Origin of the sequence: Arthrobacter globiformis (assembly GCF_046536215.2) — a bacterium.
GTDB lineage: Bacteria > Actinomycetota > Actinomycetes > Actinomycetales > Micrococcaceae > Arthrobacter > Arthrobacter globiformis_E.
In genome coordinates this window covers 2,491,884-2,509,901 of the sequence record NZ_CM143421.1, presented here as the reverse complement: position 1 = coordinate 2,509,901, position 18,018 = coordinate 2,491,884, and the positions used below count along the sequence as shown (strand labels likewise).

Genomic DNA, 18,018 nt, shown 5'->3' with positions numbered 1-18,018 from the left:
GGTACGACAATTAACCCCGTCGGCTGTTTTTCGCGGTAGTGCGCGCGGCACTGCACCCGGCGCCCCGCCCTTGCCGGCTACCGGTCCTTGTCCCGGAAGCCAGATGCTTCGCTGCTGCCTTTACGGCCGCCGTCGTGCGTGGCGTCCTGGCCGTTGCTGTCCTTTTCACTGCCGTCTGCGCCGTTGTCCTGTTCGCTGTATTTCTCGCGCAGTTCGCGGCCCAGCCGGATGTCTTCCTCTTCCTTCTCCTGGAGTTTGTCGCTCTTCTTGGTGTCCCGGGGCGGGAGCTGGAGCGTTTCCTCGGCTTCGATGCCCGCCTGCAGCTGCCGGCCACGCTCCATCTCCGCATCGAACTCGGCGCCGAAAAGCAGCGACATATTCAGGATCCAGAGCCACAGCAGCATGACGATCACACCGCCGATGGCGCCGTACGTCTTGTTGTAGTTGCTGAAGTTCCCCACGTAGAACCCGAAGCCCACAGAGGCCACCACGAAGACCAGCAGGGCTATGAGCGAACCAAGGCTCATCCAGCGGAACTTTGGCTGACGCACGTTCGGGGTGGCGTAGTAGAGGATCGCAATGACCACAATGACCAGGGCAACGATGACAGGCCATTTGGCGATATTCCACACGGTCAGGGCCACGCCGCCGAGGCCCAGAACATTGCCGATGGCTTCGGCCACAGGGCCGCTGACGACCAGCATCACCGCTAGCAGCGCAACGATGATCAGCGAGACCACCGTGACGCCGAGCATGGTGCCGCGGAGCTTCACGAAGCCGCGGCCCTCATCGACTTCGTAAATCCGGTTCATCGCGCGGCCGAAGGCTGTCACATATCCGGAGGCGGACCAGATCGCGGCCACGATACCAATGACGAGCGTGAATCCGGCGGCCGGTGACGTGGTCAGTTCCTGGATTGGGTCGCGGATCATTTCCACAGCCTGACCCGGTGCCACGCCTTGAACGATTTCCAGGAGTGCCGACGTCGTCTTTTCCGCCTGACCGAAGATGCCGAGCAGGGAAACAAGGGCGAGCAGCGCGGGGAACATCGAAAAGATCGCATAGTAGGTAAGCCCTGCGGCGAGGTCAGGGCATTGGTCGCCCGTGAATTCGCGCATGGTCTTGCGGGCTATGTACTTCCATGATGGCTTGCCTAGGTCCGGGGGGCTGTCAGGTTTCCGGTCGTCTTCCGGGGCAGGCGCCCTGCCCGCCTTTGCTGTGCTGGTTTCCGGGGCTTCTTTCGTAGCCATGAGGCATCCTTTCGTTCGCGGGCGGGACGTGTTCCGGCGTCGCGGATCGTTTCCTGCCCGCTATCAGGGGTTCGGGCTCGCGGGGCGTGCTACAGGTCTCATCAGGGTCAGTCACTCACGGTGCGTACGGGTGCCTACTGTCCGGGCGCCCTGGGTGGACTGCGGCGGTCCAGGGTGAGCGGGTCGCTCCCCAGCGGATCGTCTGCCGGCTGCTTCCCGCCCAGCGGATCGTCCGCCATCCGGGTGTCCGACTGCGGGGTCTCCACCAGCTGGCCGGAAGCGAGGGGGTTGGGGTCCTGCCGGCTGCTCTGGGCGCCGGCCCGGGTCTTCTCCGTGGCGGGCAGGGGAGCGTCGGGCGGGGGAGCGCCTGCGCCCTGCGGCCGTTCATTCTCCGTCATGGTCGATCCCTCTCCAACATGTGGCTTGCCGGGTCACGCCGGCAATCGCTCGCTATAAAATAGTAAGCATGGTTACTATTAGATCGTAAGTACCCTGATCGCCGCTAGTTCAATCGGCCGCCTTCCGACAGTGCTACGCCGGGTGCCGGCGGCCGGACCTGCCGGATAATGACGTGCTGGAAAAGAGAGAGGTGGATCCACGGTGGACCCAACTGCCTGGATTTGGATCGTCGTTGTAATCGTCGTCATCGCACTCATCGCGGTGCTTCTGATGTCCAGCCGCAAGCGCCGGGAGGCCTTCCGGCAGAAGAGGGATGAGCAGAACCGGCAGCACGCTGCCGAGATCCGCAGGAAGGCGGAGAACGCCGACCTGGAGGCTCGCGAAAACGAAGCCCGGGCCATGCATGCCAAGGCCGACGCCGAGAAGGCGCAGGTCGAGGCGGCGCGGCTTCGCCAGGAGGCGGAGCAGCGGCAGTCAACCGCGCAGGACCTGCGGACGGACGCCGAAAAGCACCAGTACAAGGCGAACGCCCTGGACCCGGACGTGGACGAGGCTGGTAACCGCCGCACCGATGCACGGACAGATGCCGGGCGCGACGATCTTCGGGATAAGGGGGCCGGCGACGCGCGGGACACTGATACCCGCAACGCCGATGCGCTCAACACTGATACCTGGGCCGACGATGCCCGGGCAGATGACAGGCGGACCGGCGACGCCCGGATGAATGAGCGGGACCTGGGCGGTGGTGAGCGGGGTGCCGGCAGGCAAGCCGGAGATGTGCACGAGGCTGACGCACGAAATGCTGACGCGCGCAACGCCGACGCTACCCGGCGGAACACCCCGCGCGAGTAGCCGCCGTCGACCGTTAAACCTGAAAGCCACGCCAGCTGTAACGGGCGGCCGGTGAACTAGCGCCGGCGCATGAGCGTCAGGGCGTTGCGCCGCGGCCTAAGCGGGGGAGACGCCGGTACGCCGGCGCCTCTTCCCATGCCGTCAATCACCTCGCGGATGGCCTCCAGCGACGGCGTCTGCGGCTCCCAGCCGAGCTCCTCCCGGATCCGCCGCGTGTCCATGACCGGTGCGCCGGCCGCCATCTCCACCCATCCCGAGTCCGTTTGCTGCAACCGCAGCCGCCACGTGGCGCCAACGAAGGCGTGCAGTGCGCGGACCGGAACGGGGAGGATCCTCTTGGCGGAGAAAAGCCTGGCCAGGTTCTGCGGCGTGACCACCGGCTCGGCCGCCACATTGAACGCTCCGCTGGCCCTGCGCTCAAGTACGCGCCAGTACGCGTCCGCGACATCGTCGGCATGCACGGCCTGAAAGATCAGTTCCCCGGGAATCGGCAAAATTGGCAACGCCGGCCGGCGCGGGATGAACCTCGGGTGAACCCACCCCAGGAAGTACCTGCCGATTTCGCTTCCGGCCTGGCTCTGGAAGATGAGCCCGGGGCGCAGCCTGGCCACGGCAACTGACGGATTGTCTGCCGCGAAGCTGTCCAGAAGCCTTTCCTGCTCTGCCTTGTGCCGGCTGTAATGCGAACCCTCCATGCCTCCTGCCGGCCAGCCTTCGTCCACCCGGCGGTCCTTTGCGGACCTGCTGTACGCGCCCACCGAGGAGGCGCACACTATGTGCTTGACTCCTGCCTCCCGAGCGGCTGCCAGTACGTTTGCGGTGCCCGTGACATTCGTGCGATGCAGCTGCGGGAGGTCCCGGTTGGGCTGGATCTGCCAGGCCAGGTGCACCACCGCATCGGCGCCGGCGAAAGCCCTCGCCAGGTCCGCTGCCGCCCCCTCGCTGCCTACGTCCAGGGCATGCCACTCGACGCCCGCGTACGGCGGCCGTGACGTGTCCGGCGCACGGCGGCTGACGCCCACCAGCTCCAGCCCGCCCGGCCGCTCCTGGCCGGCTCTTTGGAGCCTCCGCAGGAGCGCTGTCCCTGCATTGCCGCTGGCGCCCGTGATCGCGATACGCATGAAATGCCTCCGTCCGATGCCGTGGAAAGTGTGCCCTGCAAGGTTTTGCCGTGGAACGTTGCGGCCAGGTGCCCGACGGCGGACCGTGACCGAGGTGCTTGTTCGACCCTATCGCCTCAGGGCCATTGTGTAATAAGCACGCTTATGATTTCCTACTTCTAAGTCTTGCCGCAGGCTTTCTCGACCTCCGATCGAAGGAACCGACGACAATGCCAGAAACCCCGCCCTCCTTGTCCACGTCCTTCCCCACGCACGCAGCACACCACTCAGCTGCCCAGCCAGCGGCCCCGGGAGCGGGCCAAACGGGGCGGCTGCACGATGCCTTCCAGAACCAGCTGGTACTCAACTACCTGGACCTGGCGGAGTCGCTCGCCTCGCGGTATGCAGCCCGCGGACGGGAGCGCTCAGACCTGGTGCAGGTGGCTTATCTGGGCCTCGTCAAGGCCGCCCGTGGCTTCGATGAGGAGAAAGGCGAAAGCTTCCCGGCCTACGCGGCACCCACCATCAGCGGCGAACTCAAGCGCTTTCTGCGGGACCGGTGCTGGACCGTCCGGCCGCCGCGGCGCATTCAGGATGTCCGGACGCAGCTCCTGCACACTGCCCCCGACCTGTCCCAGTCGCTGGGCCGCGTTCCCTCGGCGCAGGAACTGGCGAGCGAACTTGGCGTCACCCCGGCGGAGGTCCGGGAAGCGCAGGCAGCAGGCAGCAGCATGCATCCTGACTCGCTGGACAGCCCGGATCCGTGGGGCGGGCCGACCATGGGCGAGGGGCTGGTCTCACCGGACCAGCCGATCGAGCACCTGGAGGAACTCGTGTGCCTCAATGAGGCGATCCAGGAGCTGGACCCTGACGACCGGGAAATGCTGTACCGGAGGTATTACCGCGAGGAGACCCAGGTGGAACTCGGCAGGCGGTTCGGCATCTCCCAGATGCAGGTGTCCCGGCGGCTGTCCCGGATCCTCGTCTGGCTGCAGCGCCGGCTGCTTGACGAGGATCAGGCGGGCCGGAGCTGCCCCACGGCCGCGAGGACATGCTCCACGGAAACCGCCAGCAGGGCAGGATCAGGAGTGGCCGCGAAGGTGTCGCCACGCCGCGCCTGAGCATCGGTCAGCACAATGTGCGGTCCCGGTGGCGGCCCCCAGACCTCGGCCGGTGCGGGACCAAACAGCACCACCGATGGCCGCGAATATGCGGACGCGAGGTGCGCCGCACCGGTGTCCGCTGACACCACCAGCCGGGCACCCGCGATGACGGCCATGAACTCGGCCAGCCGCAGGCGCCCCGCCAGGACCCGGGCCTCCGGGAGCCCGGCGAGCCGTGCAACATCCAACGCCCGCGGCCGTTCAGCCGAGCTGCCGGTGAACACCACTTGGTGGCCGTCCGCCGCGAGCGTGCGGGCCACGTCGGCAAAGCGGTCCTCAGGCCACAGCCGGCTGCCGTAGGCGGCCCCCACGTGCAGCACGGTGGCGCCGGGACAAGGACTGGAAACAGCCGGCGGCAGGAGCCGGAAATCGTCCGGCTCCGCATTGATGCCGTGCCACTGCAGCAGCCTGGTCCACCGCTCGCGCTCGTGGATTTCCTCGAGCCAGGCCGGTCCCGGCCGCTCGGGGGTCCGGTGGCCGACGATGGTCCTGGGCCGGACGGCCGCGAGCCGGGCCTCGCTTTCGGGTCCGCTGCCGTGCAGGTTCACGGCGATGTCCACCGTGCCGGCCTCGATGGGAATCGGGACGTCCAGGCCATGGGTCGGCAGCAGCTCATAGCCGCCCACCAGCTCCAGTGCATCCGCCAGCCAGTCCTGGGCCGCGTAGAGCAGTCGGTGTTCGGGGTAGGCATGCCGCAGCGCGCGGAGCGCCGGCACGGCAACCAGCAGGTCGCCCAGCTTCAGGGCCCGCAGGACCAGCAGGACCGGTTGTTCTTGCTTGCCGTTCGGTGCTTCCACTGCCGTCCTTCTGCTCCTCGGGTGGCTCTGCCAGGGCGCCTGTCGAGGAGTCTAGCCGAGAAGAAGTGGGCGGCCGGTGGTTTAGGTCCCTGCCGGCCGGGGAACGGAGGGGGTATGGCAACTAACGCTTTGACGCTCAAGGCTGTGCTGTTCGACCGGGACGGGACGCTGGTGGTTGACGTGCCGTACAACGGCGACCCGCAGCTGGTCGAGCCGTACCCCGGCGCGCGGCGGGTTCTCGACGGACTGCGCAGCCTGGGCCTGGCCACCGGCGTACTCAGCAACCAGTCGGGCATTGCCCGCGGCCTACTGACGGCGGAGCAGGTGGACAGCGTGAACGCGCGGGTGGAGGACCTGCTGGGGCCATTCGACGTCTGGGAAATCTGCCCGCACGGCGCCGGCGACGGGTGCCTTTGCCGGAAGCCGGCGCCGGGCATGATCCACAGCGCCTGCCGGCGCCTTGGCATTGACCCGTCCGAGGCGGCGTTTATCGGCGACATCGGCAGCGACGTGGAGGCGGCAGCGGCCGCCGGTGCCCGGGGTGTCCTGGTTCCCACCCCGCAGACCAGAACCGAAGAGGTCGAAGCGGCCCCCGAGGTGGCCGCGGACCTCGGTCAGGCCGTCGCCCTGCTGCTCCAGGGGCCGATTCAGAGACCCCTGCTCCCGGAACAGCTGCTTCAGGACCAGCTGCTTCAGGGACCGGCATGACCAGGGTCCTGGTGGCCAGGCTGGACAGCGTCGGCGACGTTCTCCTGGCCGGCCCGGCGGTCCGGGCCGTGGCGAACGGACGGCGGGCCGACGGCGGCAGCCCCAACGACGTCGTCGTGCTTTGCGGACCGCAGGGCCAGTCGGCGGCGTCGCTGCTGCCCAGGGTGGCCGATGTTTTTGCCTGGGATGCGCCGTGGATCAGCAATCCGGCACCGCAGGTGACCGGCCCGCACCTGGACTCGCTGGTGGGCTTTGTCAGGAACTCCCGCATCACCGAGGCGGTCATCCTGACGTCATTCCACCAGTCGCCGCTTCCCCTGGCGCTCCTCCTGCGGCTGGCCGGCGTGGAGCGCATCACCGGCGCGTCCACCGACTACGCGGGATCACTCCTGGACGTCCGGCTGAGGCCCGGCGAGGACTTTCCCGAGGACCAGCCGGAGTCCGTCCGGGCGCTGGGCATCGCCCGGGCGGCCGGCTTCCAGCTCAAGGCCGGCGACGACGGAAAGCTCATGGTCAAGGACGCGCCGGACATCCGCCACCTCGTCGGTGACGGCCCCTACGTGGTGGTCCATCCCGGGGCCACGGTGCCAGCCCGTGCCTGGCCGCCGCTTCACCATGCGGCGGCGGTGGAACTCCTGGAGGGGGCCGGACACAGGGTGGTGGTGACCGGCGGGCCGGGGGAAACCGCCCTCACCGCAACGGTGGCCGGCCCTTCCGCCATCGACCTGGGCGGCCGGACGGACCTGTCCACCCTGTCCGGGGTCCTGGCCAACGCTGACGTCGTGGTCGCCGGAAACACGGGGCCCGCCCACTTGGCCGCCGCCGTCGGAACCCCCGTGGTGAGCCTGTTTTCACCGGTTGTCCCCGCCGTCCGCTGGGCGCCCTACGGCGTTCCGCTGGAACTGCTGGGGGACCAGAACGCGCCGTGCCGGCTCAGCCGCGCGCGGGACTGCCCGGTGCCGGGACATCCCTGCCTCAGCTCGGTCCCGCCCGAGCAGGTGGTGGACGCGGTGGAACGCCTGCTGAGCGGGGTCTCCTCGCTCAGCACACGGAGAAAGGTCCGGAAACAATGAGAATTTTGCTCTGGCACGTGCACGGATCGTGGACGGACGCCTTTGTCCGCGGCCGGCACGAGTACCTGCTGCCGGTCCTGCCCGGCGGCGGTCCCTGGGGACTGGGCCGTGCGGGCCGGGACTGGCCCGCTTCCGTGCGGGAAGTGGCGCTCGCGGAGCTTGACGCCGGCAGCATTGACGCCGTCGTGCTCCAGCGGCCGGAGGAAGCCGCGGAGGTGGCGCGCGTCCTGGGCCGCCGGCCCGGCGTTGACCTTCCCGCCGTGTACGTGGAACACAACACGCCCAAAGGTGATGTTCCCTTCACCGTGCATCCGCTCGGCGAGCAGCGCGACATCCCGATCGTCCACGTGACCCACTTCAACGAGCTGTTCTGGGACAGCGGCCGCGCCCCCACGAAGGTCATCGAGCACGGTATCGCGGACCCCGGCTACCTCTACACGGGCGAGGTCCCGGAGCTGGGCGTGGTGGTCAATGAACCGGTGCGGCGCGGACGCGTGACCGGCACGGATCTGCTGCACCGCTTTTCCACCGCAGCCCCGCTCCAGGTCTTCGGCATGGGCGGCGGCGGGCTGGCCGAGGCCACCGGAATTCCGGCAGTGCGCCTCACCGTCCGGGGTGACCTGAAAACCGCGGAGCTCCACTGGGAGCTGGCGCGCTGCCGGGCATACCTGCACCCGCTGCGGTGGACTTCCCTGGGGCTGGCGCTGCTGGAGGCAATGCACCTCGGCATGCCGGTCCTGGCCCTGGCCACTACCGAGGCGGCGCGGGCCGTCCCGCCCGAGGCAGGCTGCATCTCCACCGACGTGGAGGAGCTGAGCCGGTGTGCCCGGAGGCTGGTCAACGACCCGGAGGAAGCACGACGGCGGGGCAAGGCTGCGCGGGAGGCAGCGCTTGAGCGGTACGGACTCGAGCGGTTCCTCGCCGACTGGGATGAGGTGCTGGGGGAACTGGCGGCATCGGGGGATGCAGCTTTGAAGGGGTCCGGACCGGATGCCCTGTCCGCGGCGCGAGAAAGGAATGTCCATTGAAGATCTCAATGATTTCGGAACACGCCAGTCCTTTGGCAGCGCTTGGCGGAGTGGACGCGGGCGGCCAGAACGTGCACGTTGCCGCCCTGTCCTTGGCACTGGCCCGGCGCGGCCACCGGGTGACGGTCTACACCAGGCGTGACGCGCCCGAACTGCCGGCGCGGGTCAGGGTGCATCCCCGGCTCGAGGTGGTCCACGTGGACGCCGGTCCGGCCGAACATGTGCCCAAGGACGATCTGCTGCCCTTCATGGCCGCCCTCGCGGACGGGGTGGTCCAGGACTGGGGCGACTCGCCGCCGCACGTGGTGCATGGCCACTTCTGGATGTCCGGCGTCGCCGCGCTGGACGCCGCGCGCCGCGCCCCGGGCGGTTTCCGGGTGCCCGTGGTGCAGACCTTCCATGCGCTGGGCACCGTCAAGCGCCGCCACCAGGGCGCCGCCGATACCAGCCCCGCCGAGCGGCGCTTCCTTGAGCCGTCGGTGGGCCGGTCGGCGGACCGCATCGTGGCCACGTGCTCTGACGAGGTCTTCGAGCTGAGGGCCATGGGGATCGATACGCGCCGGGTTGCGATCGCTCCCTGCGGCGTGGACCTGGACCTTTTCTCCAGCGAGGGCCCGGCCGACACTCCGGCGCGGTCCCACCGGATCCTTTCCGTGGGCCGGCTGGTTCCCCGCAAGGGCGTGGACCTAGTGATCCGGGCGCTGCCGCATCTGCTGCAGGCGGGGTTCGACGACGTCGAGCTGCTCATCGTGGGCGGCGGCGCGGAGGCGGGCGGCCAGGATCCGGAGGCCCGCCGGCTGCTGGACCTTGCCCGTGAGCTCGGTGTGGCAGGCCATGTGGAGCTCCGGGGCCAGGTGCCCAGGGACGCCATGCCCGGCATTTTCCGAAGTGCGGACGCTGTGGTGTGCACACCCTGGTACGAGCCGTTCGGCATTGTTCCGCTGGAGGCGATGGCCTGCGGCGTTCCGGTCGTCGCCGCAGCGGTGGGCGGCCTGACCGACAGCGTGGTGGACCGGGGGACCGGCCTGCACGTGCCGCCGAAAAACCCCGAAGCCATCGCCGAAGCCATCGGCACCCTGCTGGCAAGCCCGGACCTCCGCGCCAAACTCGGGCAGGCCGGCGAGCAGCGGGCGAAGGCCCGGTACTCGTGGAACAGGGTGGCTGCCGAAACCGAGAAGGCCTACCAGCTGGCCGTAGCAGGCACTGTGGAAACAGGCAGCCTGGAACCGATGGAAGGAGCGGCACTGTGACTTCGGAATCCCTGCGGGAGGCCGAACTTCCCACCATGCCCCGGGTGGGAGCGCCGCCCGGTTTCGCCGGGAACCCGGCCGGGCAGGAGGCCGCCCTGGCCTCGCGGGATGCAGTGCGGACCCACCTGGAAAACGTCCTGCCCGCCCTGCGGTCCCTGGAAAGCCAGGCTGACAGGCTGGCCGGCTGGGGCGTGGAGCTTGCCCAGCGGCTGCTGAGCGGGCAAAAACTGCTCGCTGCCGGGAACGGCGGGTCCGCCGCCGAGGCGCAGCACCTGACCGCGGAGCTGGTTGGAAGGTTCGACGGCGAGCGGATGCCCTTTTCCGCGATCTCCCTGCATGCCGAGAGTTCGGCCGTCACGGCCATCGCCAATGACTACGGCTACGCTGAACTCTTTGCCCGGCAGGTCCGGGCGCATGGCAGGTCGGGCGACATTCTTGTACTGCTGTCCACGAGCGGCCGGAGCCCCAACCTGCTCCGGGCAGCCGAGGCGGCGGCCAGGCTGAATGTGACCACGTGGGCCCTGACCGGTCCGGCGCCCAACCCGCTGGCATCCTGCTGCGACGACGCCGTGGCTATCGATGCCATCTCGGCAAATGCGCAGGAAGGGCACCTGATTGCGCTGCACGCCATTTGCCGTGCCTTCGAAGCCGAGGTGGCCCGCAGGGGCCAGAGCGTTCCCGGGCCGGAGGCTGATCGCGGATGAGGATCACGGTGGTGGGTGACGTCCTGCTGGACGTGGACCTCTCCGGTGAGGCAACCCGGCTGTGCCCCGACGCGCCGGTTCCGGTGGTGGACGTCTCCGATGTCCGGCGCCGGGCCGGCGGTGCCGGGCTCGTGGCCCGGATGCTGGCCCACGACGGCCACCGGGTCACCCTGGTGACGGTGCTTTCCGACGACGACGCCTCCCTTGCGCTGGAAGGCGCGCTCGCGGGGGTGCGGGTGGTCTCCGGGCCCTCCGGCGCGCGGACACCGGTGAAGACCCGGGTCCGGGCAGGGCGCCAACCGGTGGTGCGGGTGGATGAGGGGTGCGAACGGCCGGAAGTGCCTGCGGCCACCCCGGGCATGCTCAGGGCTTTGGACCAGGCCGAGGTGATCGTCGTGGCCGACTACGGCAGGGGCGTGGCCGCCAACCCGGAGATCCGCGGGTTGCTCGAGGCCCGCGCCGCCGACATTCCGATCGTGTGGGATCCGCACCCTGCCGGCGCTGTCCCGGTCCGGGGCGTGGCGGTCGTGACCCCCAACCTGTCTGAGGCTGCCAAGGCTGCGGATTCCGGTGGAGCGGGTCCGGGCGCCGGAACGCCCGCGGCGATTGCCGCCGTCGGCAAAACACTGCTGGAGCGCTGGCACAGCCAGGCGGTCCTTGTGACCATGGGGGAGCGGGGCGGACTGCTGTCCCGGCCCGGCACGTCGCCGGTGACCATCCCGGCGCCTGCCACCGAGGTCGCCGATCCCTGCGGCGCCGGCGACCGGCTCGCGGCCAGCCTGGCCGTGCACCTGGCGGAGGGCCGCAGCCTCAACACCGCCGCGGAACTCGCCATCAGTGAAGCTGCCGCCTTCCTCGGCGCCGGCGGCGTGGCTTCCCTGCCGGACCGCCACCGGCCCGTCTGGCACCACAGCCGCGAGGAGGACGCCGTCGGCCTCGCCCGGCGGGTGCGCGCCAACGGCGGAACAGTCGTGGCAACCGGAGGCTGCTTCGACCTGCTGCACGCCGGCCATGCCCGCACGCTCTCGGCCGCCCGGGACCTTGGCGACTGCCTGATCGTGTGCCTGAACTCGGACGAGTCGGTGCGCCGGATCAAGGGCGAGCAGCGGCCCATCGTGAGCCAGCAGGACAGGGCCGAACTCCTGCTGGCGCTCGAGTGCGTGGACGCCGTCCTGGTTTTCGGGGAGGACACCCCGGAGGCCTGCCTGGAGACGCTGCGGCCGGACGTCTGGGTGAAGGGCGGCGACTACCGCGCCTCCGAGCTGCCGGAAGCCGCACTGGTCGAGAGCTGGGGCGGGCGCTGCGTGACGGTGCCGTTCCACCAGGCCCGGTCCACCTCTGTCCTCGCGGATGCGCTGGCCAAGGTCAGCTGAACCGAGCAACAACGTTTGAACCTGTCCCAAGCGAAAGGAACACCATGACTGAATCGACTTTCCGGCCCGGCCGGGTCCTGGTAACCGGCGGTGCCTCCGGACTGGGGGCCGCCGTCGTCGATGCCGTACTGAAAGCCGGCGGAACCCCGGTGGTGCTTGACCGGGATATCCGGAACGTCTCCGCGGCGAAGGCGTTCGAGGTGGACGTCTCGGACCGCGTCGCCGTTAGCGAGGCCGTGCGGCAGGCGGCCGAGACCCTGGACGGGCTGGACGCAGTGGTCACGGCGGCCGGCATCGACCGTTGCGGCAAGCTGGAGGACGTGGCTGCGGACGAATGGGAGCGCGTCATCGGCGTCAATCTGATGGGCACGGTTTCCGTGGTCCGCGCGGCCCTCCCGTACCTCAAGGAGTCCCGCGGCCGGGTGGTCACCATCGCGTCTACGCTGGGCAAACGCGCACTGCCGGAAGCCACCGCCTACTGCGCCTCAAAATTCGGCGTCGTGGGCTTCAGCCATTCCCTGGCGGCAGAAACGGGCGGCGAGATCGGCGTGACCACCATAATCCCCGGCGGCATGAAGACCCGCTTCTTCGACGACCGCGCCGAGCAGTACAAGCCGCAGGACGACTCACGCCTGAACGACCCCGGCAACGTGGCGCAGGCGATCCTGTTCGTCCTGTCCCAGCCCGCCGGCTGCGAGGTCCGCGAAATGCTTATCTGCCATGAGGAAGAGGGCTCATGGCCGTGAGCTGGAGGACGTCCTCGTAAACCTCCGAGGGTTCGACGGCCTTCACGGTGGACTCGTCATGCGGGCACCGTGGGGCTGTCCACCCGACCTGGGTGACGTCCACGCCGCACACCGGGCAGCGCGTGACCCAGCCCAGACGGACGCGGTGCCTGCTCCGGCCCAGCGGCGCGGCGTTGATGGCATTGCCGGCCCAGTAGATGCCCACCGTTGGCGCGCCGAGGGCCTGGGCCAGGTGGCGCGGCCCGCTGTCGTTAGCCACCACGACGGCGCTCCCCGCCAGCAGCGCCGCCAACTCGCCGAGGCTGAGATTGCCGGCCAGTGACCCGACGGCGGGGCGGAGTTCCGGATCATGTTCGACGGCGAGTTCCACCACCGTCTCGGCCAGCTCCTTTTCGCTGCTGTCGCCCACCACAAAAACCCGGAAGCCGTCGTCGGCGGCCCTCCGGGCCACCGCGGCGAAACGCTCGGCCGGCCAGCGCCGGCGCGGGTCCGTCGCGCCCGGATGGATGACCAGCGTGCGGCCGTACCCGGGCCCGTTCCCCAAGGCCAGGTCCTGCTCGGCCTGCTGGCCAAACTCCGGCAGCGCCCGGAGCCTGGCCTCGAGCTCACGGGGAGGGGCACCGGCGAATCCCGCCACCTCGAGGGCCCGGAGCGGCTCGTGCTGGTAATACACGTAGGGCACGGTCCGCTCCAATGGAGCCGCGTCCGGGGTCCTGGTGCCCACGGTGTGGCGTGCGCCGAGGCGGAGCAGGAACGGATTTGAGTACCGGCCGCCACCGTGCAGCTGGACGGCCAGGTCAAAGTTCCTGGCGCGCATCGCCGCAAAGAACCGCTCCAGTTCGTGGTGGTCCTCAGGCCCCGGCCGGACGCCTTCGGCAAACGGGAGAATCACGGTCTCATCCGCCGGACCCGCGGTCTGGGACAGCAGCTCAGCCTGGACCGGCGTGCACAGCAGGGTCACGCTGGCCTCAGGGTAGGCGGCCTTCAGCGCTGCCACCGCAGGCAGGGCATACATCAGGTCACCGAGTCCGCCGCCGCGGAGAACAGCGATGCTGGCTACGTCGCTGAAGGCTTCCAGCACAGGGCCGATTCCGTGCCCCGTGATGCGTGCTCCGCCGAAGTCGGCGTTGAGGAGTTCCATGCAGTCAGCCCTCTCGGTTCCGGATCGTTCAGGTCGGGATGCGTTCAGGTCAGGTTCAGTGGGGCCCACCCTACGGTGCACCGGCCCCGGATTGCCAGCCCGAAAAACCCCGCCCGGCAGCCTGGTGCGGACCCGGCCCGCGGCTGTCAAAACTCCTGCCGCAGATGCGTGTAAACCCTTCGGCGCCGGGGTACGGATCACCTCAGAGAGGGCGGGAAGGGACGCCCGGCAACACCGAGCAGCATGCCGAAAGACCAGTGCCTTTGAGGCCAGGCGCCTGCAGCCCAGGCCAATCCCCAGTGAGGAGCCACATGCAATCGACCATCACCAGCGAGCTGGCCAGTGCGGAAGACATGCTCACCATCCTGAACCCGCGGACAGGGGAAACCGTCGGCAGCCTTCCGGTCGCCGGCGCAGCAGATGTGGCCGCAGCCGTGGCGGCTGCCCGCGCCGCCCAGCCGGGCTGGGCGGCCACACCCCCGGGGGACCGGGGCAAGCTGTTGCGTGAGGCTGCCCGGGCGCTGGAGGCGGCTGCTGCCGGGCTGGCCGAACTGAACGCACAGGAAACCGGGCGCCCGGTGGAGGAAGCCCTGGCCGGCATTGCCGCCGGTGTGTCGACCCTGGAGCAGTATGCGGAGCTGGGGCCCGTACACCGCGGGCACAGCCTTCGCGGCAACCCGCTGGCCGCGGACTACACCGTCGCCGAGCCCCGCGGGGTGGCCGTGCTGCTCACCCCGTGGAACGACCCCGTGGCCGTGGCCTGCGGACTCATCGGCGCTGCCCTGGTCACCGGGAACACGGCCATCCACAAACCCAGCGAGCGCTGCCCGCACGTGGGAAAGCTGCTGGGGGAGGCGCTGGCGCCGGTCTTCCCGCCCAACGTGCTGGCCACGCTCACGGGAGGGGCCGACGTCGGGACCCTCCTCACCCAGCAGCAGGACGTTGACATGTTCGCCCACGTGGGGTCCAGCGCCACCGGTGACCGGATTGCACGGGCGGCGGTGCTGACGGGCGCGTACGTCATTAGGGAAAACGGCGGCAACGATCCGCTGCTGGTGGACGGCGACGTCGATCCCGACTGGGCCGCGGAACAGGCAGCGATCGGGGCCTTCAGCAACAGCGGCCAGATCTGCACCTCCGTGGAGCGCATCTACGTCCATGCGTCCATCGCCGAACCGTTCTGCCTGGCACTGGTGGAGCAGGCCAGGGAGCGGAACCGGGATAACCGGCTGGCGCCGCTCGTGGACACCCGGATGCGGGACGCCGTCCAGCGGCACGTGGCCGAGGCGCTGCAACTCGGGGCGCGGGCCGTGGAGGGCGGCTCGGTTCCGGACGGGCCCGGCGCCTTCTACCCGGCCACGGTCCTGGTGGACTGCATAGAAGCCATGGACGTCATGTCCGAGGAAACCTTCGGCCCGGTGGCCCCGGTGCGCGTTGTGAACAGCTTCGAGGAAGGGCTCTCCCTCGCTGCGGCCGGCCGGTATGGATTGGCGGCAACCGTGCTGACCGGCAGCATCGCCCACGCCCAGCAGGCCGTCGCCACGCTGCCGGTGGGGACCGTCAAGGTCAACGAGGTGTTCGGTGGCGCACCTGGCGGGGCCGCCCAACCCCGCGGCGAAAGCGGGCACGGGTTTGGCTACGGCCCGGAACTCCTGGATGAATTCAGCCGGGTCAAGGTGGTCCACATCGCTGCGCCGCTCACCCCTGCTGACCGTGAAACCAACAGGGCGGCGTCGTGACCGCGGCGGAACATTCCGAACCCGTGCCCTCCGAAGCGGAACATTCCGAACCCGTGCCCTCCGACCCCGTTCTTTCCGACCCCGTTCTTTCCGAACAGCGCGGCCTGGCGGCGTGGCTTCCCCGGCGACTGGCCGAGGAGCAACCGGCCATCACGGTCGTGGGCGACTTCATGCTCGACGGCTGGTGGACCGGCTCCATCGACAGGATGTGCCGCGAGGCCCCCGCCCCCGTGGTGGACATCGCGCGGCGCGACTTCGCCCCCGGCGGCGCCGCCAACACCGCGATGAACCTGGCCGCCCTCGGCGCCCGCGTGAGCGTGGCTGGAATTATCGGAACGGACGACGCCGGCACGGAACTTAGGCGCCAGCTGGTCGCCGCCGGGGTGGACACCGCCCTCCTTGCCGGGCACCCGGAGATGGTCACCACCACCAAGATCAGGATCAGCAGCGGCGGCCAGGTCCTCCTTCGCTTCGACGACGCCGCGGCAGCTGTCCCGCCCGACGCCCTGGCGACGTTCGAGGCGTCGGTGGGTGCCGCCGTCGGACGCCAACATGCGGTGGTGATCTGCGACTACGGGACGGGAGTCCTCGCAGAACCGGTTCGCCGCCGGCTCATCGAATCGCTGGCGGACCGCGGGCCGGACACGCTGGTGGTGGTGGACGCGCACGATCCCCGACCGTGGGCCGGACTCGAGCCGGACCTCGTCACGCCCAACGCGCAGGAGGCCGCCCGGATGCTGGACCTCCGGCTGGGCAGCGGGCCCGGGCGCGCAGATGTGGTGACCGCGCACGGCGGCGAGCTGCTGCAGGCGACGGGGGCACGCGCCGTCGTGGTCACGCTGGACCGGGACGGCACTGTCCTCATCCCGGCCGCCGGAAACCCGCACCGGACGTGGGCACGGCCCGCCACCGAGAAGCAGGCCTCTGGTGCGGGCGACACCTTCGTGGCGGCGCTGACCCTGGCGCGTGCCGCGTCGCTGCCCCTGACGGCCAGCCTCGACCTGGCCCAGGCCGCAGCGGACGTGGTGGTGCACCATCCGGGGACATCGGTGTGCGGCACGGACGAGCTGGGGCGGTACCTGGAAAGCTTCGCGGACACCGCGCTGACCGCCGACGAACTGGAGCGCCACATCCGTGCCCACCGCAGCGACGGCCAGCGCGTAGTGCTGACCAACGGCTGCTTCGACGTGCTGCACCGCGGGCATACGCGCTACCTGAACCAGGCCAAACAGCTCGGCGACATCCTGGTGGTGGCGCTCAACAGTGACGACTCCGTCCGAAAGCTCAAGGGCCCGGGCCGTCCCATCAACAGCGTGGCCGACCGGGCCGCCGTGATCGCGGCCCTGAGCTGCGTGGATTACGTCACCGTCTTCGACACCCCGACGCCGATTCCCCTGATCGAGCAGCTGCGGCCGGAGATCTATACCAAGGGCGGTGACTACACGCCGGAGATGCTGGCCGAAACGGAAGCGGTGGAGGCCTACGGCGGCACAGTGACCATCCTCGACTACGTGGCCGAGCGCTCCACCACGGCGATTGTGCAGCGCATCCGCAATGGTGAAGGCGCGGCCGTGCCGGAGGGGTAGGGGCCGCCGATGGAGCTGTGCCCGTAGAGATCAAGGGCACCTTGCAGTCAACTAGGCTTGAAGGATGACGGAAGCGGCGGAGAACTGATGGCACGGCGCACCAAGTCAGGCGGGAAATCGGGCGGACGGAAAGCCATAGCGGCGGCCCCGGCGCTGCTGGACCCGGCCGGTAAAGCGGCTGCAGACGGCCCCGTTGAAGGCGTCTACTACATCGACACCGGCGACTGCGAGCTCATTGCCGACCAGGACAACTCCACCGGCTGGCTGCTGCGCATCAACGGCGTGATGAGTTCGCACATCGACCTCGCCGATCCGCTGTTCCTCGACTTCGAGTACATGCGCTGGATGTCCGCCCTGATCGAAACCCGCTGGCCGACGGAGACCAAGCCCCGGCTGCGCGGCCTGCACCTCGGCGGCGGAGCCTGCTCACTGGCCCGGTACTTCCATGCCGCCTACCCGGACGCCCGCCAGGTGGTGGTGGAACTGGACGGGAAGCTCGCCGAGTACGTCCGCGGCTGGTTCGATCTTCCCAAGGCCCCGCTGCTGCGGCTGCGCGTCGGTGAGGCCCGTGCGGTGACGGAAACCCTGACCCCGGACACCCGCGACTTCATCATCCGGGACGTCTTCGCCGGTGCGCTGACCCCTCTCCCGCTGACCACCGCCGAGTTCAACCGGCAGGTCCGGCGGGTCCTCGCGCCGGGCGGCATCTACGTGGTGAACTCAGGCGACGGCCCGGACCTGAAGAATGCCCGGGAGGATGCCGCCACCATCGCTGCCGCGTTCGAGCACACCCTCATCATCGCGGACCCCGCCATGCTCAAGGGGCGCCGCTACGGCAACATGGTGATGGCCGGCAGCGACCAGCCGTTCGACGACGATCCGCAGCTCGCGCGGCGGCTCCTGGGCGGGGCGGTGCCCGCACACATTTGGGACGACGCCAGGGTCCGGGCCTTCGCCGCCGGGGCCCAGGTGCGGCACGACCCTGTGCCCCGCAGAGACGCCCACCCCAGCCCGGACGCCACCGGCCCGCACGCGCAATCCAGCCCGGACGCCACCGGCCCTCAGCCTTTGGTCAGCAGCTGAGCCGAGCCACCCGACCGGGACGCTCT

At 69.6% G+C, this 18,018-nt stretch carries 17 protein-coding genes; 12 read left to right on the top strand and 5 right to left on the bottom strand.

All coding sequences use genetic code 11. The features are described from left to right. Positions 1 to 77 precede the first annotated feature (77 nt). Both R5O87_RS11230 and R5O87_RS11225 read right to left on the bottom strand, forming a co-directional pair. A complete protein-coding gene (locus R5O87_RS11230) occupies positions 78 to 1,250 on the bottom strand; it encodes a YihY/virulence factor BrkB family protein (protein ID WP_410556376.1) in 1,173 nt (390 codons plus the stop codon). Positions 1,251 to 1,384: 134 nt separating this feature from the next. Beyond that, positions 1,385 to 1,648, bottom strand: a complete 264-nt coding sequence (locus tag R5O87_RS11225; RefSeq protein WP_410556377.1) for a hypothetical protein — start codon at positions 1,646 to 1,648, stop codon at positions 1,385 to 1,387. Between the two features lie 202 nt (positions 1,649 to 1,850). Here R5O87_RS11225 and R5O87_RS11220 point away from each other — a divergent pair, with 202 nt between their 5' ends. Further along, positions 1,851 to 2,501 (top strand): hypothetical protein, encoded by a 651-nt coding sequence (locus R5O87_RS11220; protein ID WP_410556378.1) that lies wholly within the window; start codon positions 1,851 to 1,853, stop codon positions 2,499 to 2,501. A gap of 56 nt (positions 2,502 to 2,557) precedes the next feature. Here R5O87_RS11220 and R5O87_RS11215 read toward each other — a convergent pair whose 3' ends face one another. After that, positions 2,558 to 3,622 (bottom strand): NAD-dependent epimerase/dehydratase family protein, encoded by a 1,065-nt coding sequence (locus R5O87_RS11215; RefSeq protein WP_410556379.1) that lies wholly within the window; start codon positions 3,620 to 3,622, stop codon positions 2,558 to 2,560. 209 nt (positions 3,623 to 3,831) lie between these two features. Here R5O87_RS11215 and R5O87_RS11210 point away from each other — a divergent pair, with 209 nt between their 5' ends. After that, positions 3,832 to 4,722, top strand: coding sequence for a sigma-70 family RNA polymerase sigma factor (locus R5O87_RS11210; protein ID WP_410556380.1), 891 nt, complete (start codon positions 3,832 to 3,834; stop codon positions 4,720 to 4,722). Here R5O87_RS11210 and R5O87_RS11205 read toward each other — a convergent pair. After that, on the bottom strand, positions 4,617 to 5,561 hold the full coding sequence (locus R5O87_RS11205) for a glycosyltransferase family 9 protein (protein WP_410556381.1): 945 nt from the start codon (positions 5,559 to 5,561) through the stop codon (positions 4,617 to 4,619). The two genes, R5O87_RS11210 and R5O87_RS11205, sit on opposite strands and share 106 nt — an antisense overlap. Before the next feature lie 114 nt (positions 5,562 to 5,675). On the opposite strand from R5O87_RS11205, the gene R5O87_RS11200 reads away from it, so the two are divergent. From R5O87_RS11200 to R5O87_RS11170, 7 genes are read left to right on the top strand one after another with little or no spacing between them, the layout of a single operon-like run. Further along, on the top strand, positions 5,676 to 6,269 hold the full coding sequence (locus R5O87_RS11200) for a D-glycero-alpha-D-manno-heptose-1,7-bisphosphate 7-phosphatase (RefSeq protein WP_410556382.1): 594 nt from the start codon (positions 5,676 to 5,678) through the stop codon (positions 6,267 to 6,269). Beyond that, on the top strand, positions 6,266 to 7,342 hold the full coding sequence (locus R5O87_RS11195) for a glycosyltransferase family 9 protein (RefSeq protein ID WP_410556383.1): 1,077 nt from the start codon (positions 6,266 to 6,268) through the stop codon (positions 7,340 to 7,342). Before R5O87_RS11200 ends, R5O87_RS11195 begins: the two co-directional genes overlap by 4 nt. Further along, positions 7,339 to 8,370, top strand: coding sequence for a glycosyltransferase (locus R5O87_RS11190; protein WP_410556384.1), 1,032 nt, complete (start codon positions 7,339 to 7,341; stop codon positions 8,368 to 8,370). The genes R5O87_RS11195 and R5O87_RS11190 overlap by 4 nt, the downstream gene beginning before the upstream one ends. Next, positions 8,367 to 9,620 carry a glycosyltransferase gene (locus R5O87_RS11185; protein ID WP_410556385.1) on the top strand — a complete coding sequence of 418 codons (1,254 nt, stop codon included), beginning with the start codon at positions 8,367 to 8,369 and terminating at the stop codon, positions 9,618 to 9,620. Before R5O87_RS11190 ends, R5O87_RS11185 begins: the two co-directional genes overlap by 4 nt. Further along, positions 9,617 to 10,324, top strand: coding sequence for a D-sedoheptulose-7-phosphate isomerase (locus R5O87_RS11180; RefSeq protein ID WP_410556386.1), 708 nt, complete (start codon positions 9,617 to 9,619; stop codon positions 10,322 to 10,324). The genes R5O87_RS11185 and R5O87_RS11180 overlap by 4 nt, the downstream gene beginning before the upstream one ends. Then, entirely contained in the window at positions 10,321 to 11,697 is a 1,377-nt protein-coding gene (gene rfaE2 / locus R5O87_RS11175) for a D-glycero-beta-D-manno-heptose 1-phosphate adenylyltransferase (RefSeq protein WP_410556387.1), read from the top strand. The genes R5O87_RS11180 and rfaE2 (R5O87_RS11175) overlap by 4 nt, the downstream gene beginning before the upstream one ends. 44 nt (positions 11,698 to 11,741) lie before the next feature. Then, complete coding sequence (locus tag R5O87_RS11170; RefSeq protein WP_410556388.1) at positions 11,742 to 12,443, top strand: SDR family oxidoreductase; 702 nt, start codon at positions 11,742 to 11,744, stop codon at positions 12,441 to 12,443. Here the strand turns inward: R5O87_RS11170 and R5O87_RS11165 are convergent. Continuing rightward, on the bottom strand, positions 12,409 to 13,584 hold the full coding sequence (locus R5O87_RS11165) for a glycosyltransferase family 9 protein (protein WP_410556389.1): 1,176 nt from the start codon (positions 13,582 to 13,584) through the stop codon (positions 12,409 to 12,411). The two genes, R5O87_RS11170 and R5O87_RS11165, sit on opposite strands and share 35 nt — an antisense overlap. Before the next feature lie 311 nt (positions 13,585 to 13,895). Here R5O87_RS11165 and R5O87_RS11160 point away from each other — a divergent pair, with 311 nt between their 5' ends. The 3 genes from R5O87_RS11160 to R5O87_RS11150 all read left to right on the top strand — a co-directional run bounded on the left by R5O87_RS11160 (position 13,896) and on the right by R5O87_RS11150 (position 17,992). After that, positions 13,896 to 15,323: an aldehyde dehydrogenase family protein gene (locus R5O87_RS11160; RefSeq protein WP_410556390.1), complete on the top strand. Its 1,428-nt coding sequence runs from the start codon at positions 13,896 to 13,898 to the stop codon at positions 15,321 to 15,323. Between the two features lie 53 nt (positions 15,324 to 15,376). Beyond that, positions 15,377 to 16,909: a D-glycero-beta-D-manno-heptose 1-phosphate adenylyltransferase gene (gene rfaE2, locus R5O87_RS11155; RefSeq protein WP_410556456.1), complete on the top strand. Its 1,533-nt coding sequence runs from the start codon at positions 15,377 to 15,379 to the stop codon at positions 16,907 to 16,909. Positions 16,910 to 16,996: 87 nt separating this feature from the next. After that, positions 16,997 to 17,992: a spermidine synthase gene (locus R5O87_RS11150; protein ID WP_410556391.1), complete on the top strand. Its 996-nt coding sequence runs from the start codon at positions 16,997 to 16,999 to the stop codon at positions 17,990 to 17,992. Positions 17,993 to 18,018: the final 26 nt, after the last annotated feature.